General features: G+C 55.6%; 18 protein-coding genes. 14 read left to right on the top strand and 4 right to left on the bottom strand.

Features of this window, described 5'->3' with window-relative positions; all coding sequences use genetic code 11:
* Nucleotides 1-10 precede the first annotated feature (10 nt).
* The 14 genes from GM298_RS13235 (at nucleotide 11) to hisP (ending at nucleotide 12,918) form a co-directional block, all read left to right on the top strand.
* Nucleotides 11-1,024: an aspartate-semialdehyde dehydrogenase gene (locus GM298_RS13235; RefSeq protein ID WP_025757154.1), complete on the top strand. Its 1,014-nt coding sequence runs from the start codon at nucleotides 11-13 to the stop codon at nucleotides 1,022-1,024.
* Nucleotides 1,024-1,836 carry a tRNA pseudouridine(38-40) synthase TruA gene (gene truA / locus GM298_RS13230; RefSeq protein WP_025757155.1) on the top strand — a complete coding sequence of 271 codons (813 nt, stop codon included), beginning with the start codon at nucleotides 1,024-1,026 and terminating at the stop codon, nucleotides 1,834-1,836. Before GM298_RS13235 ends, truA begins: the two co-directional genes overlap by 1 nt.
* A gap of 28 nt (nucleotides 1,837-1,864) precedes the next feature.
* On the top strand, nucleotides 1,865-2,524 hold the full coding sequence (locus GM298_RS13225) for a DedA family protein (protein ID WP_039263236.1): 660 nt from the start codon (nucleotides 1,865-1,867) through the stop codon (nucleotides 2,522-2,524).
* Between the two features lie 154 nt (nucleotides 2,525-2,678).
* Nucleotides 2,679-3,584, top strand: a complete 906-nt coding sequence (gene accD, locus GM298_RS13220; RefSeq protein ID WP_025757157.1) for an acetyl-CoA carboxylase, carboxyltransferase subunit beta — start codon at nucleotides 2,679-2,681, stop codon at nucleotides 3,582-3,584.
* Nucleotides 3,585-3,654: 70 nt separating this feature from the next.
* Nucleotides 3,655-4,923, top strand: coding sequence for a bifunctional tetrahydrofolate synthase/dihydrofolate synthase (folC, locus tag GM298_RS13215; RefSeq protein WP_047959158.1), 1,269 nt, complete (start codon nucleotides 3,655-3,657; stop codon nucleotides 4,921-4,923).
* A complete protein-coding gene (gene dedD / locus GM298_RS13210) occupies nucleotides 4,913-5,611 on the top strand; it encodes a cell division protein DedD (protein WP_025757159.1) in 699 nt (232 codons plus the stop codon). The genes folC and dedD overlap by 11 nt, the downstream gene beginning before the upstream one ends.
* A 253-nt stretch (nucleotides 5,612-5,864) precedes the next feature.
* Nucleotides 5,865-6,353, top strand: coding sequence for a colicin V production protein (cvpA, locus tag GM298_RS13205; protein ID WP_000262116.1), 489 nt, complete (start codon nucleotides 5,865-5,867; stop codon nucleotides 6,351-6,353).
* A 36-nt stretch (nucleotides 6,354-6,389) separates the two neighbouring features.
* Nucleotides 6,390-7,907, top strand: a complete 1,518-nt coding sequence (gene purF / locus GM298_RS13200) for an amidophosphoribosyltransferase (RefSeq protein ID WP_045285794.1) — start codon at nucleotides 6,390-6,392, stop codon at nucleotides 7,905-7,907.
* A gap of 88 nt (nucleotides 7,908-7,995) precedes the next feature.
* Nucleotides 7,996-8,565 (top strand): UbiX family flavin prenyltransferase, encoded by a 570-nt coding sequence (locus GM298_RS13195; protein WP_025757161.1) that lies wholly within the window; start codon nucleotides 7,996-7,998, stop codon nucleotides 8,563-8,565.
* Nucleotides 8,566-8,856: 291 nt separating this feature from the next.
* A complete protein-coding gene (argT, locus tag GM298_RS13190) occupies nucleotides 8,857-9,639 on the top strand; it encodes a lysine/arginine/ornithine ABC transporter substrate-binding protein ArgT (RefSeq protein ID WP_025757162.1) in 783 nt (260 codons plus the stop codon).
* A 226-nt stretch (nucleotides 9,640-9,865) separates the two neighbouring features.
* The gene (hisJ, locus tag GM298_RS13185) at nucleotides 9,866-10,648 is read left to right on the top strand and encodes a histidine ABC transporter substrate-binding protein HisJ (RefSeq protein WP_023336423.1); all 783 of its coding nucleotides are present in this window, start codon (nucleotides 9,866-9,868) and stop codon (nucleotides 10,646-10,648) included.
* Nucleotides 10,649-10,736: 88 nt separating this feature from the next.
* Nucleotides 10,737-11,423, top strand: coding sequence for a histidine ABC transporter permease HisQ (locus GM298_RS13180; RefSeq protein WP_008502591.1), 687 nt, complete (start codon nucleotides 10,737-10,739; stop codon nucleotides 11,421-11,423).
* The gene (locus GM298_RS13175; RefSeq protein WP_008502590.1) at nucleotides 11,420-12,136 is read left to right on the top strand and encodes an ABC transporter permease; all 717 of its coding nucleotides are present in this window, start codon (nucleotides 11,420-11,422) and stop codon (nucleotides 12,134-12,136) included. Before GM298_RS13180 ends, GM298_RS13175 begins: the two co-directional genes overlap by 4 nt.
* A gap of 8 nt (nucleotides 12,137-12,144) precedes the next feature.
* A complete protein-coding gene (hisP, locus tag GM298_RS13170; RefSeq protein WP_014832781.1) occupies nucleotides 12,145-12,918 on the top strand; it encodes a histidine ABC transporter ATP-binding protein HisP in 774 nt (257 codons plus the stop codon).
* A 121-nt stretch (nucleotides 12,919-13,039) separates the two neighbouring features.
* On the opposite strand, the gene GM298_RS13165 is transcribed toward hisP, so the two are convergent.
* The 4 genes from GM298_RS13165 to yfcG all read right to left on the bottom strand — a co-directional run bounded on the left by GM298_RS13165 (nucleotide 13,040) and on the right by yfcG (nucleotide 15,574).
* A complete protein-coding gene (locus tag GM298_RS13165; RefSeq protein WP_128338736.1) occupies nucleotides 13,040-13,549 on the bottom strand; it encodes a GNAT family N-acetyltransferase in 510 nt (169 codons plus the stop codon).
* A gap of 44 nt (nucleotides 13,550-13,593) precedes the next feature.
* Entirely contained in the window at nucleotides 13,594-14,487 is an 894-nt protein-coding gene (locus tag GM298_RS13160; RefSeq protein WP_032672455.1) for a TIGR01777 family oxidoreductase, read from the bottom strand.
* Nucleotides 14,488-14,500: 13 nt separating this feature from the next.
* Nucleotides 14,501-14,869 carry a dihydroneopterin triphosphate 2'-epimerase gene (folX, locus tag GM298_RS13155; RefSeq protein ID WP_025757165.1) on the bottom strand — a complete coding sequence of 123 codons (369 nt, stop codon included), beginning with the start codon at nucleotides 14,867-14,869 and terminating at the stop codon, nucleotides 14,501-14,503.
* A 75-nt stretch (nucleotides 14,870-14,944) separates the two neighbouring features.
* A complete protein-coding gene (gene yfcG, locus GM298_RS13150) occupies nucleotides 14,945-15,574 on the bottom strand; it encodes a GSH-dependent disulfide bond oxidoreductase (protein WP_047959154.1) in 630 nt (209 codons plus the stop codon).
* Nucleotides 15,575-15,686: the final 112 nt, after the last annotated feature.

Raw genomic sequence — 15,686 nt, 5'->3', positions numbered from 1 at the left:
GTAAACCACCATGTCTGAAGGCTGGAACATTGCCATTTTAGGTGCCACGGGTGCCGTGGGCGAAGCCCTGCTCGAAACCCTTGCTGAGCGTCAGTTCCCGGTGGGCGATATCTATGCGCTGGCGCGTACCGACAGCGCGGGTGAGCATCTGCGTTTCAACAGTAAGTCCGTCATGGTCCAGGATGCCGCCGCGTTCGACTGGACGCAGGCGCAGCTGGCGTTTTTCGCCGCGGGCGCTGAAGCCACGGCGGCGTACATTGAAGAGGCGACCAATGCCGGCTGTCTGGTGATCGACCTGAGCGGCCTGTTCGCTCTGGAGCCGGACGTGCCGCTGGTGGTGCCGGACGTGAACCCGTTCGTGCTGGCCGACTACCGTAACCGCAACATCATCGCGGTACCTGACAGCCTGACCAGTCAGCTGCTGACGGCCCTGAAACCGCTGATCGACGACGGTGGCCTGTCGCGCATTGCCGTCACCAGCCTGCTTTCCGTGTCCGCGAACGGCAAAAAGGCCGTCGATGCGCTGGCAGGGCAGAGCGCGAAGCTGCTGAACGGCATCCCGATTGACGAAGATGATTTCTTTGGTCGCCAGCTGGCGTTCAACATGCTGCCGATGCTGCCAGATAATCAGGGCTCCGTGCGCGAAGAGCGCCGTATCGTGGACGAAGCGCGTAAAATTCTACAGGACGATGGCCTGATGATCTCCGCAAACGTTGTGCAGTCCCCGGTCTTTTACGGTCACGCGCAGATGGTGAGTTTTGAGGCGCTACGCCCGCTGGCGGCGGAAGAGGCGCGTGATGCGTTTGGCCGCGGTGAAGATATTGTGCTTTCCGAAGAGCGCGAGTTCCCGACCCAGGTGGGTGACGCTACCGGAAGCGCGCACCTCTCTGTCGGCTGCGTGCGTAACGATTACGGTATGCCGGAGCAGGTTCAGTTCTGGTCTGTTGCCGATAACGTCCGCTTTGGCGGCGCGCTGATGGCGGTGAAGATCGCTGAAAAACTGGTGCAGGAGTACCTGTACTGATGTCCGCAGTGGATCAAAAGCCGGTTCATAAAATTGCCCTCGGTATTGAGTACGACGGCAGTAAATATTATGGCTGGCAGCGTCAGAATGAGGTGCGTAGCGTCCAGGAAAAGCTGGAGAAAGCGCTTTCTCAGGTGGCAAACGAGCCGATCAACGTCCTGTGCGCGGGGCGCACTGACGCTGGTGTCCACGGGACGGGGCAGGTGGTGCACTTTGAAACCACCGCGGTGCGTAAAGATGCCGCCTGGACGCTGGGTGTAAATGCGAATTTACCTGGTGACATTGCGGTGCGCTGGGTGAAAGCTGTACCGGATGATTTTCATGCGCGCTTCAGCGCCACGGCGCGTCGTTACCGTTATGTCATCTACAACCAGCGTCTGCGTCCGGCGGTATTAAGCCAGGGCGTGACGCATTTTTATGAACCGCTCGATGCGGAACGCATGCATCGTGCGGCGCAGTGTCTGATTGGTGAAAATGACTTTACCTCATTTCGTGCGGTGCAGTGTCAGTCCCGCACGCCGTGGCGTAACGTCATGCACATAAACGTCAGCCGTTTTGGCGCGTATGTGGTGGTGGATATCAAAGCCAATGCCTTTGTACATCATATGGTGCGGAATATTGTGGGCAGCCTGATGGAAGTGGGTGCCGGACACCAGCCGGAGAGCTGGATTGCAGACCTGCTGGCAGCGAAGGACAGAACGCTTGCGGCAGCCACGGCGAAAGCGGAAGGGTTGTATCTGGTCTCGGTAGACTATCCGGATCGGTTTGACCTGCCGAAACCGCCAATGGGGCCGCTCTTTTTAGCGGACTAAACAAAGGTGCAATTAAGGCTTAGACAATATGGACGTAATTCGTTTTTTGATTGATTTCATCCTGCATATTGATGTTCACCTGGCAGAGCTGGTCGCGCAGTATGGCGTCTGGGTTTATGCCATTCTGTTCCTCATTCTGTTTTGTGAAACCGGTCTGGTCGTTACCCCCTTCCTGCCGGGCGATTCACTGCTGTTTGTCGCCGGGGCGTTGTCGGCGTTACCCACCAACGATCTGAACGTGCACCTTATGGTGGTACTGATGGTGATTGCCGCGATTGTCGGTGACGCGGTCAACTACACCATTGGTCGCGTGTTCGGTGAGCGGCTGTTCAGCAATCCGGATTCGAAAATTTTCCGTCGCAGCTATCTGGACAAAACCCATGCGTTTTATGAACGCCATGGTGGAAAAACCATTATCCTTGCGCGTTTCGTACCTATTGTGCGTACATTCGCACCGTTTGTGGCGGGAATGGGGCATATGTCCTATCGTCATTTTGCGGCTTATAACGTGGTGGGCGCGCTGCTGTGGGTACTGCTGTTTACCTATGCAGGCTATCTGTTTGGCGATCTCCCGGTGGTTCAGGAAAATCTTAAGTTACTGATTGTAGCGATTATTGTGCTTTCCGTCCTGCCGGGCGTTATCGAAATTATTCGTCACAAACGTGCGGCGGCAAAACAAGCGAAGTAAATGCACACTGGCGGTTCGACCACTTTTTTATCCAAAGTTTCGGGCTGTTATGTTTTAATGTGCAACATTCATGGTCTGTTGGAGGCAAAAATGGCATTATTCGCCTCTTATAGCAAAACTGGCATACGACCAGGTTCAGGCAGAAAGGTTATCAATGAGCTGGATTGAACGAATTAAAAGCAACATTACCCCAACGCGCAAAGCGAGCATTCCTGAAGGGGTATGGACGAAGTGTGATAGCTGCGGCCAGGTTCTGTATCGCGCAGAGCTGGAACGCAACCTTGAGGTGTGTCCGAAGTGTGACCACCATATGCGTATGTCGGCGCGCAACCGCCTGCATAGCCTGCTGGACGAAGGTTCTCTGGTAGAACTGGGCAGCGAGCTTGAGCCAAAAGACGTGCTGAAGTTCCGCGACTCCAAAAAATATAAAGATCGTCTGGCCTCTGCACAAAAAGAGACCGGCGAGAAAGACGCGCTGGTGGTGATGAAAGGCACCCTGCATGAGATGCCGGTTGTTGCCGCTGCGTTTGAGTTCTCCTTTATGGGCGGCTCAATGGGCTCCGTGGTTGGTGCGCGCTTTGTGCGTGCCGTTGAGCAAGCGCTGGAAGATAACTGTCCGCTGATCTGCTTCTCTGCCTCCGGCGGGGCGCGTATGCAGGAAGCCCTGATGTCTCTGATGCAGATGGCGAAAACCTCTGCTGCGCTGGCGAAAATGCAGGAGCGTGGTCTGCCGTATATCTCTGTGCTGACCGACCCTACCATGGGCGGCGTCTCTGCAAGCTTCGCGATGCTGGGCGATCTGAACATCGCTGAGCCAAAAGCGCTGATCGGCTTTGCGGGTCCTCGCGTTATCGAACAGACCGTTCGTGAAAAACTGCCGCCTGGTTTCCAGCGCAGTGAGTTCCTCATCGAGAAAGGTGCCATCGACATGATCGTCCGCCGTCCGGAAATGCGCCTGAAGCTGGCGCGCATCCTGGCGAAGCTGATGAATCTGCCAGCGCCGAACCCGGATGAGCCGCGCGAAGGCGTGGTGGTACCGGATCAGGAACCCGAGGCCTGATAACTGAAAAGGGCAGGGCCAGCTGGCGCTGCCCTTTTGCTTTCTAATCTGTTAATGACAACCGGGCATTATGGAAAATAAAAGCATTCCCCAAGCCACGTCGCCCCTGGCCGCGTGGCTTTCTTATCTGGAAAACCTGCACAGTAAAACCATCGATATGGGCCTTGAGCGCGTAAGCCAGGTTGCTGCGCGTCTTGATGTGCTAAAACCGGCGCCTTTCGTATTCACCGTCGCAGGCACCAACGGTAAAGGCACCACCTGCCGTACGCTGGAATCTGTCCTGATGGCTGCGGGTTACAGGGTAGGCGTTTACAGCTCTCCACACCTGGTACGCTACACCGAGCGCGTTCGCGTGCAGAACAGCGAACTGCCGGAATCGGCGCATACCGCGTCGTTCGCGGAAATTGAAGCCGCACGCGGTGAGATCTCATTAACCTATTTTGAATACGGCACCCTGTCGGCGCTGTGGCTGTTCAAACAGGCTCAACTGGATGTGGTGATCCTGGAGGTCGGCCTCGGCGGACGTCTTGATGCCACCAATATGGTCGATGCGGATGTGGCGGTGGTCACCAGCATTGCGCTGGACCATGTCGACTGGCTGGGGCCGGATCGTGAAAGCATTGGCCGCGAGAAGGCTGGCATTTTCCGGGCGAATAAGCCGGCGGTTGTCGGCGAGCCGGATATGCCGCACACCATTGCGGATGTCGCAAACGAGAAGGGCGCGCGTCTGCTGCGCCGCGGCGTGGACTGGCAGTATGAAGTTCAGGACAACGGCTGGCGCTTTAGCGATGCACAGGGCACGCTTGAGCACCTGCCACTGCCGCAGGTACCGCAACCGAACGCGGCAACGGCTCTGGCAGCACTTCGCGCCAGCGGGCTGGCGGTGAGCGAGCAGGCGATCCGCGACGGTATACAGCAGGCAATTCTGCCCGGGCGGTTCCAGATTGTCAGCGAGTCACCACGCCTGATTCTGGATGTGGCGCACAACCCGCATGCGGCGGCGTATCTCGCGGGACGTCTCAAATCGTTACCAAAAACCGGGCGCGTGCTGGCGGTTATCGGTATGCTTCATGATAAAGATATCGGCGGGACACTGGCCTGCATGGAGAGTGTGGTCGATAGCTGGTATTGTGCTCCTCTGGAGGGGCCACGCGGCGCGACGGCTGAGCAACTGATGGAACATCTCGGCAAAGGCGCAATCTACACTAGCGTGGCGCAGGCCTGGCATGCCGCGATGGCGGATGCTAAACCAGAAGATACCGTGCTGGTGTGTGGTTCATTCCACACGGTGGCACATGTCATGGAAGTGATGGACGCGGGGAGAACCGGTGGCGAGTAAGTTTCAGAACCGTTTAACAGGAACCATTGTGCTGGTCGCGCTCGGGGTGATTATTCTTCCGGGGTTGCTCGACGGGCAGAAAAAGCATTACCAGGATGAGTTTGCCGCTATTCCGCTGGTCCCTAAACCGGGCGACCGGGATGAGCCGGATATGCTGCCCGCGGCGACGCAGGCGCTTCCCGCTCAGCCACCGGAAGGTGCGGCTGAAGAGGTACGGGCGGGCGATGCCGCAGCACCGTCGCTCGATCCGTCTCGTCTGGCGGCCGCGAGCAACAACGATATCGATCCTGTGCCGGTAGAGCAGCCTAAACCGGTTGAAAAACCGAAGCCGGTCGATAAACCACAGCCGAAACCGCAGCGGGATAAAACGGCAGAACAGCTTGCCGCGGCGTCAGAGACGCCTCCGCCAGCAAAACCGGCTCAGCAGGACGCGGCGGCCCCAACGGGTAAAGCTTACGTTGTGCAGCTTGGCGCGCTGAAAAATGCGGACAAGGTCAATGAGGTGGTGGGTAAATTGCGCAGTGCGGGATACCGTGTTTACACTTCACCTTCCACGCCGGTGCAAGGTAAAATTACCCGTATCCTCGTGGGGCCAGAAGCGTCTAAAGACAAACTGAAAGGTTCGCTCGGCGAGCTGAAGCAGATCTCCGGTCTGAGCGGCGTCGTGATGAGCTACAGCGCGAACTGATAAGATCTCTCCCCTCACCCTAACCCTCTCCCCAGAGGGGCGAGGGGATGGTTTGCTCCCTCTCCCTTGAGGGAGAGGGCTGGGGTGAGGGGGAGCAGACGTTCAAAGAAACGTCAAAAGGGCCACGGCGTTGAACATTTTTTCAGCGCCTTTTTTATTTACGCGCGGGAAGGAAATCCCTACGCAAACGTTTTCTTTTTCTGTTAGAATTCGCCCCGAACTGGATGACAGGGCGTTAAATCGTGGGACATATATGGTCTGGATTGATTACGCCATCATTGCGGTGATTGGTTTTTCCTGTCTGGTTAGCCTGATCCGTGGCTTTGTTCGTGAAGCGTTATCGCTGGTGACCTGGGGTTGTGCTTTCTTTGTCGCCAGTCATTACTACACTTACCTGTCTGTCTGGTTCACGGGCTTTGAAGATGAACTGGTCCGAAATGGAATCGCCATCGCGGTGCTGTTTATCGCGACGCTGATTGTTGGCGCTATCGTGAATTATGTGATAGGTCAGCTGGTCGAGAAAACCGGTCTGTCAGGAACGGACAGGGTACTCGGGATCTGTTTCGGGGCATTACGAGGCGTGCTGATTGTGGCCGCGATCCTGTTCTTCCTGGATACCTTCACCGGGTTCTCCAAAAGTGAAGACTGGCAGAAATCGCAGCTCATTCCGGAGTTCAGCTTCATCATCAGATGGTTCTTTGACTATCTGCAAAGCTCGTCGAGTTTTTTGCCCAGAGCGTAATCCGTTCTGAGATGTGGCTTAACGAGGAAAAGACGAATGTGCGGTATTGTCGGTATCGCCGGTTTCATGCCGGTAAACCAGTCGATTTATGACGCGTTAACGGTGCTTCAGCACCGTGGGCAGGATGCTGCGGGTATCATCACCATTGATGCAAACAACTGCTTCCGTTTACGTAAGGCGAATGGCCTGGTAAATGATGTGTTTGAAGCCCGCCATATGCAGCGTCTGCAAGGTAATATGGGGATCGGTCACGTTCGTTATCCTACTGCTGGCAGTTCCAGCGCCTCTGAGGCTCAGCCTTTCTACGTCAACTCACCGTATGGCATTACCCTGGCGCATAACGGTAACCTGACCAACGCACATGAGCTGCGTAAAAAGCTGTTCGAAGAGAAACGTCGCCACATTAACACCACCTCTGATTCTGAAATCCTGCTCAATGTGTTCGCCAGCGAGCTGGATAACTTCCGCCACTATCCGCTGGAAGCAGACAACATCTTTGCTGCGATTGCCGCGACAAATCGCCAGATCCGCGGTGCTTACGCCTGCGTGGCGATGATCATCGGTCACGGTATGGTGGCCTTCCGCGATCCAAACGGCATTCGTCCGCTGGTGCTCGGCAAGCGCGACCTCGGCGATGGTCGTACCGAATATATGGTTGCCTCTGAGAGCGTGGCGCTGGACACTCTGGGCTTTGAGTTCCTGCGTGACGTGGCGCCGGGCGAAGCGGTGTACATCACCGAGAAAGGCCAGCTGTTTACCCGCCAGTGTGCCGATAACCCGGTCAGCAACCCGTGCCTGTTTGAATACGTTTACTTCGCCCGCCCGGACTCCTTCATCGACAAGATTTCCGTCTACAGCGCGCGCGTGAACATGGGTACCAAGCTTGGCGAGAAGATTGCCCGCGAGTGGGACGATCTCGATATCGACGTCGTGATTCCTATCCCGGAAACCTCCTGCGATATCGCGCTGGAAATCGCCCGTATTCTCGATAAGCCATACCGTCAGGGCTTCGTGAAGAACCGCTACGTTGGCCGTACCTTTATCATGCCAGGCCAGCAGCTGCGCCGTAAGTCCGTGCGCCGCAAGCTGAACGCCAACCGTGCGGAGTTCCGCGACAAGAACGTGCTGCTGGTGGATGACTCCATCGTGCGCGGCACCACCTCAGAGCAGATTATCGAAATGGCGCGCGAAGCCGGGGCGAAGAAAGTCTATTTGGCTTCCGCGGCTCCAGAGATTCGTTTCCCGAACGTGTACGGGATCGATATGCCAACCGCCAACGAGCTGATTGCTCACGGTCGCGAAGTGGATGAAATTCGCCAGATCATCGGTGCCGATGGCCTGATTTTCCAGGATCTGAACGATCTCATCGACGCGGTGCGCGCCGAGAACCCGGATATTCAGCAGTTTGAATGCTCCGTGTTCAACGGGGTGTATGTCACCAAAGACGTTGACCAGCAGTACCTCGACTATCTCGATTCGCTGCGCAATGACGACGCAAAAGCCGTTCAGCTGCAAAACGATCTCGAAAGTTTAGAGATGCACAACGAAGGGTAATCTTCGGCAGGTGAGGGCGTTCGCCCTCACTTGCAACTCCCCGCAAAATCCTGCACAGTCTGCCCTGAAATCAGTAAGGGCGAAAATCATGAAACGACTCATTGTTGGGCTCAGCGGTGCCAGTGGCGCGATTTACGGCGTACGTCTGTTACAGGTTCTGCGTGACGTGGCGGACGTCGAGACCCATCTGGTCATGAGCCAGGCGGCGCGACAGACCCTCTCTCTGGAGACCGATCTCTCCCTGCGCGATGTGCAGGCCCTGGCGGATGTCGTTCACGATGCCCGGGATATCGCTGCCAGTATCTCTTCCGGCTCGTTTAAAACGGCTGGCATGGTTATCCTTCCCTGTTCGATTAAAACCCTCTCCGGCATTGTGCACAGCTATACCGACACCCTGGTCACCCGCGCGGCGGATGTGGTGCTGAAGGAGCGTCGTCCTCTGGTGCTCTGCGTGCGGGAAACGCCGCTGCACCTGGGCCATTTGCGTTTAATGACCCAGGCCGCCGAACTCGGCGCGGTGATCATGCCCCCGGTCCCGGCGTTTTATCATCGTCCGACCTCGCTGGATGACGTGATTAACCAGACCGTTAACCGCGTGCTCGATCAGTTCGACATTGACCTGCCGGCCGATCTCTTCACTCGCTGGCAGGGAGCCTGAATTTGTGCACAAACAGTGTGCATGAAAAAAGACGTTGCCCTGTTTCAGGGCAATTATGCAACGGCGATCATATCCTCGACATTTAATTCGTTTTTTCCCTTTTTCTCTCTCCGGTTCGTTCGGCAGACCTGCTATCTTTCACCATTAAGGCAGTATCGCAACGTTTTATTAACATATTTAACGTCGAAGTTTTAACCAGACGGCAATGTGGCATAAGACCTGCAAGATGAAGCCTGCAACACAACACACAACACAATACATAATAAAATCACGGTACTTGAGGGTAAATGTATGAAGAAGACGGTTCTGGCTCTGTCTTTGCTGGTGGGGTTAAGTGCGGCAGCAGGTAGCTACGCAGCGCTTCCACAGACAGTTCGTATCGGTACAGACGCAACCTACGCGCCATTCTCTTCCAAGGATGCGAAAGGCGATTTTGTGGGGTTTGATATCGATCTGGGTAATGAAATGTGCAAACGCATTGCGGTGAAATGCACATGGGTGGGCAGCGACTTTGACGCGTTAATCCCGTCGCTGAAAGCCAAGAAAATCGACGCCATTATCTCTTCTCTCTCCATCACCGAAAAACGTCAGCAGGAGATTGCCTTCTCAGACAAGCTCTACGCCGCGGATTCTCGCCTGATTGCGCCTAAGGGTTCCCCGATTCAGCCCACCATCGACTCGCTGAAAGGCAAGCATGTGGGTGTGCTGCAGGGGTCGACGCAGGAAGGCTATGCCAATGCTAACTGGCGTGAGAAAGGCGTTGACGTGGTGGCTTATCAGAACCAGGATCTGATTTACTCTGATCTGGCGGCAGGCCGTCTGGATGCGGCATTCCAGGATGAAGTCGCGGCAAGCGAAGGCTTCCTGAAACAGCCTGCGGGTAAAGAGTTCGCCTTTGCAGGCCCGTCTGTGAAAGACAAAAAATACTTTGGTGACGGCACCGGTATTGGCCTGCGTAAGGATGATACCGAGCTGAAAGCTGCCTTCGACAAAGCTTTTGCTGAGCTGCGTAAAGACGGTACTTACGACAAACTGGCGAAGAAATACTTCGACTTCAACGTCTACGGTGACTAAGACCTGACGATAACGCACCGCAAAGGTGCGTTATGGGTGGGATTGACCCAATGCAGTGCATTTGTTGCACTGTATTGGATCGCTGTGTGCATACTTACGCATTTAAAATGCAAAAATTCCCGGCTAAAAGGCATTAATCTTTGCCTGACTGAGGGGATTAATGGCACATTAGCACCACCCCGTCGTCGTAAAAATCCCGTATGAAGACAGTTTGTTGAGGATAAATATGAAAAAGCTCGTGTTGTCATTATCTCTGGTGCTGGCCTTTTCCAGCGCCACCGCGGCATTCGCAGCCATTCCGCAGAAAATTCGGATTGGTACCGATCCAACCTATGCACCGTTCGAATCAAAGAATTCAAAGGGTGAACTGGTCGGTTTTGACATCGATCTGGCCAATGAGCTGTGCAAACGCATCAAAGCACAGTGTACCTACGTTGAGAACCCGCTGGATGCGCTGATCCCGTCTCTGAAAGCGAAAAAAATCGACGTGATTATGTCCTCGCTCTCCATTACCGAAAAACGCCAGCAGGAGATTGCCTTTACCGACAAACTCTACGCGGCCGATTCTCGTCTGGTGGTGGCTAAAGCTTCCGACATTCAGCCAACGCTGGAATCCCTGAAAGGCAAACGCGTCGGCGTACTGCAGGGCACCACGCAGGAAACCTACGGCAACGAGCACTGGGCGCCGAAGGGGATTGAAATCGTCTCCTATCAGGGCCAGGAAAATATCTACGCTGACCTGACGGCAGGCCGAATTGATGCCGCTTTCCAGGATGAAGTCGCCGCGAGCGAAGGCTTCCTGAAAACGCCGGTGGGTAAAGATTACAAGTTTGGCGGCCCGTCCATTAAGGATGTGAAGTTGTTTGGTGTAGGGACCGGTATGGGCCTGCGCAAGGAAGACAACGAATTGCGTGAAGCCCTGAACAAGGCGTTTGCTGAAATGCGCGCGGACGGAACGTACGACAAACTGGCGAAAAAATACTTCGATTTTAATGTTTACGGCGGCTAATCGCCCCGTCATATAACGTGCGGCCCCTCCCGCTGAGGGAGGGGAAAAGACACGGTTCCACCACTCACGATACGACAGGGCTCGCGGTATGCTGTACGGATTTTCTGGCGTTATTTTACAGGGCGCGCTTGTCACCCTTGAGCTGGCTATCAGCTCCGTGGTGCTGGCGGTGCTGATAGGTCTGGCAGGCGCAGGGGCGAAGCTTTCGGCTAACAAACCGCTGGCGCTGATCTTTGAAGGCTACACCACGCTCATTCGCGGCGTTCCCGATCTGGTGCTGATGCTGCTGATCTTTTACGGTCTGCAGATTGCGCTTAACGGCATAACAGACGCGATGGGCATGGGACAAATTGATATCGACCCGATGGTGGCCGGTATTATTACCCTCGGTTTTATCTACGGTGCCTACTTCACTGAAACTTTCCGCGGGGCTTACATGGCCGTGCCGAAAGGTCACATTGAGGCGGCAACCGCATTTGGTTTTACCTCTTCACAAACGTTTCGTCGGATTATGTTCCCCGCCATGATGCGCTATGCGCTGCCTGGCATCGGTAATAACTGGCAGGTCATCCTCAAAGCCACCGCGCTGGTCTCGCTGCTGGGCCTGGAAGACGTGGTGAAAGCCACGCAGCTGGCAGGCAAAAGCACCTGGGAGCCGTTCTACTTTGCGGTGGTCTGTGGCGTTATCTATCTGGTCTTTACGACTGTCTCCAACGGGGTGCTGCTTCTGCTTGAGCGTCGCTATTCCGTGGGTGTGAAGAGGGCTGACCTGTGATTGAGATTATTCAGGAATACTGGAAATCGCTGCTGTGGACAGATGGTTACCGCTTTACCGGCGTGGCGATCACGCTCTGGCTGCTGATCTCCTCGGTGGTGATGGGCGGTATTCTGGCGGTGTTTCTTGCCATTGGCCGCGTGTCGAACAATAAATTTATCCAGTTCCCAATCTGGCTGTTTACCTATGTGTTTCGCGGTACGCCGCTGTACGTGCAGCTGCTGGTCTTCTATTCGGGGATGTATACGCTTGAGATCGTCAAAGGCACTGAGATGCTGAACGCGTTCTTCCGTAGCGGTCTGAACTGTACGGTACTGGCCTTGACGCTCAACACCTGCGCCTATACCACCGAGATTTTCGCGGGGGCTATTCGCTCCGTCCCTTACGGTGAAATTGAAGCGGCGCGTGCGTACGGTTTTTCTTCTGTGAAACTCTACCGTTGCATTATCCTGCCGTCGGCGCTGCGTATCGCGTTACCGGCATACAGTAACGAAGTGATTTTGATGCTGCACTCCACCGCGCTCGCCTTTACCGCGACGGTACCGGACCTGCTCAAAATTGCGCGCGATATTAACTCCGCGACCTATCAGCCGTTTACCGCATTTGGCATTGCGGCGGTGCTCTATTTAATTATCTCTTATGTATTGATTAGCCTGTTCCGTAAGGCTGAAAAACGCTGGTTGCAGCATATAAAACCTTCTTCGACGCACTGAGAAAGATGATGGCTGAGAACAAATTAAACGTAATTGATTTGCACAAACGCTACGGCGAACATGAAGTGCTGAAAGGGGTGTCGCTGCAGGCGAATGCGGGCGACGTGATCAGTATTATCGGCTCATCCGGCTCGGGTAAAAGTACCTTCCTGCGCTGCATCAACTTCCTCGAAAAGCCGAGCGAAGGCTCAATTGTGGTGAGCGGGCAGAATATTAACCTGGTGCGTGACAAAGACGGCCAGCTGAAGGTGGCCGACAAGAACCAGCTGCGCCTGCTGCGTACGCGTCTGACGATGGTGTTCCAGCACTTTAACCTCTGGAGCCATATGACGGTGCTGGAGAACGTGATGGAAGCGCCGGTGCAGGTGCTGGGGCTGAGCAAGCATGAAGCCCGCGAGCGGGCGGTGAAATACCTTGCAAAGGTGGGGATCGACGAGCGCCAGCAGATGAAATACCCGGTGCACCTCTCCGGCGGTCAGCAGCAGCGCGTCTCTATCGCCCGCGCCCTGGCAATGGAACCTGAGGTACTGCTGTTTGACGAACCGACCTCAGCGCTGGACCCGGAACTCGTTGGCGAAGTGCTGCGCATCATGCAGAAGCTGGCCGAAGAGGGCAAAACGATGGTGGTGGTGACGCACGAGATGGGCTTCGCCCGTAACGTCTCGAACCACGTGATTTTCCTGCATCAGGGGAAAATTGAAGAGCAGGGGCACCCGGATGAGGTGCTGGCGAACCCGCAAAGCCCGCGTTTGCAGCAGTTCCTGAAGGGTTCTTTGAAGTAGGTTTTGCCTTTCTCCCTCTCCCTGTGGGAGAGGACCGCGGTGCAGCTCAATCGCCCGGTGGCGCTTCGCTTACCGGGCCTACACAAACCGTAGGCCGGGCAAACGCCGTGCCGCCCGGCATTCAGAGCGCACCGCACTCCAGCCGATATACCCAGTCGTCATAGCGCACGCCGTCAATCTCATACGCCTTTTCCAGCACCTGGGTACGCACAAATCCGGCTTTCTCCAGCACCCGCACCGACCCGCCGTTGTCCGCCAGCACGTAGGCGTTAATCGCCTTCACGCCGGTCTGGTTAAAGGCGTATTCACACACCGCGCGCAGCGCCTCGCTGGCGATGCCTTTTCCCTGTACGGCAGGCACGACCGTATAGCCGATATCGGCCTCTTCATGATTCTCAGGGCTGATTTGCAGGCCGATGTCACCAAGGGGGGTGTCATCATTACGAAAGCGGATCACAAAAACATGTGCAGCCGTAAGCCGCGCGGCAAACACGCGTCGGGTCTCTTTTTCCGGGGCGATGGCGGCCATATAGCGCATGATGCTGCGATCTTCGCGCAGCGAGCGAAAGAAGGCCCAGTCAGTGGGTTTGAAGGGAGTGAGATGAAGCCGGGGGGTAGTGAGGGTTGCCATTGTTACGCCATTTCATCGGAACATGGCGTACGACTGTAGCATATTCACCGCACCACATCCCCCAGCGCTTCCTCAAGGTCATACCAGCGGAACGCGAAACCGGCCGCTTCCAGCCGTTTGGGCAGCGCCCGTTGCCCGCCTAATACCAGCACCGCGGCTTCACCCATCATCAGGCGGATCACCGTAGCGGGCACCCGCAAAATCGCCGGACGGTGCAGGGCATGTCCCAGCGCATGGGCAAACTGCTCATTACGCACCGGATACGGCGCAACCATGTTAAACGGCCCGCGCAGATCGTTATCCAGCAGCCAGAGAATACCGTTGACCATATCGTCGATATGGATCCAGGCCAGATACTGACGCCCATTACCGATGGGCCCGCCAAGTCCAAGCCGGAAAGGGGGAAGCATTTTCGCCAGAATGCCGCCTTTCGGTGCCAGGACAACGCCGGTCCGCAGCAGGCAGACGCGGGTCCGATCGCTCTGCGCCGCGCAGGCAATACGCTCCCACTGGGCGCAGAGTTTATGGGTGAACTCGTTATGGGGCGGCTCTTCCTCGGTGACCACCACCTCGCCGAGATCGCCGTAGTAGCCCACAGCGGAGCCTGAAATCAGCACCGAAGGCGGGGTGTGGCTGTTGCGGATAAGCTCGACCAGCTTTTCGGTGATGTTCCACCGGCTGCTGCACAACAGCTGTTTTTGCTCTTCCGTCCAGCGCTTATCGGCGATGGGTTCACCCGCGAGGTTAATGACGGCGTCGAAGCCGTCGAGATTTTGCTGATCGGCGAGATTTTTCCAGATGTCGACACCTGCCCCCAGCACCTGGCGTGCCTTCTCAGGGCTGCGCGTGACCACGGTAATGTCGTGATGCAAGGCCTGCAGACGCGCAATAAGGTGACGACCAATGAGGCCTGTACCGCCGGTCAGCAAAATCTTCATACAACCTCCAGGTTTACGCCTGGCGTTTCCAGCTTAGCGTCATAGAGACGGAGTCGGCGTAACGCAGGGCGTGAAGTTTATCGATCTCAACTTCAGCATAAGTGACCCAGTGATGTTCGCGTGCGATATCGAGCACATCCTGAGTTAATTTTTCCAGCAGAGAGAAGCGGTTATTCTCCACGTACTGGATGATATTTTTGGTGATGGTGCGGTAGTTCAGCGCGTCATTGATGTCTTCACTGGCCCGCGCTTTGTCTGCGGGATAGTGAATCACCACGTTAATGACAATATCCTGACGGTTGGCGATCTCTTCCTCTTTGATACCGATGAAGGTACGCAAGCGTAAATTTTTTATACGAATAATGGCGTCTGGCTGTGACATTGCAGGTCTTCTCCGTGTCAGTATTTCCCGCTCATCATACATGAGAGGCTCACAGGCACCCAGCCTCATACCGGGTTAAATTTGCTGGATTTTTTGCATCGCGCGTTCGGTCGCCGGGCGGGTACGGATGCGCTCGAACCAGTTGTTTACTGCCGGGTATGCGCCTAAGTCAATCCGGTGTTTTTCATGGGTATTCACCCACGGCCAGCAGGCAATGTCGGCAATACTGTAATGATCGCCCCCGAGCCACGGCGTCTTCTCCAGCCGACGGTTCAGAACGCCATAGAGCCGCTGAGTTTCAACCTGATAGCGCTCTATCGCATAAGGAATGGGCTGCGGGGCGTAGGCGGTAAAATGGTGATTTTGCCCAAGCATGGGCCCCAGCCCGCTGGCTTGCCAGAAGAGCCACTGCAGGGTGTGATGACGCTCGCGTAACTCCCCGCTCAGCAGCTTGCCGGTTTTCTCCGCCAGGTAGAGCAGAATTTCACCGGATTCAAACAGGCTCAACGGCCTGCCCCCGTCCGTCGGCTGGTTATCAATAATGGCCGGAATTTTATTGTTCGGCGAAATAGCCAGAAAGAGAGGGCTGAACTGATCGCCTTTGCTGATATCCACGCGAATGATCCTGTAATCCAGTTCGGCCTCCTCGAGAAAAAGGGTGATCTTGTGGCCGTTTGGGGTAGGGGCATAATAAAGGTCGATCATTCTCAACTCCTGTCCATGCGAAGAGTGGTGCCATATCAAATGAGTATAGGTGGTTGTTGTAAATCGTGAGTTTTCATCAAGTGACAGCGAGGCAAAGAGATTATATGTTGAG

Origin of the sequence: Enterobacter sp. HSTU-ASh6, assembly GCF_026319105.1 — a bacterium.
Lineage (GTDB): Bacteria > Pseudomonadota > Gammaproteobacteria > Enterobacterales > Enterobacteriaceae > Enterobacter > Enterobacter sichuanensis.
This window is presented reverse-complemented; position numbering and strand designations above follow the sequence as displayed.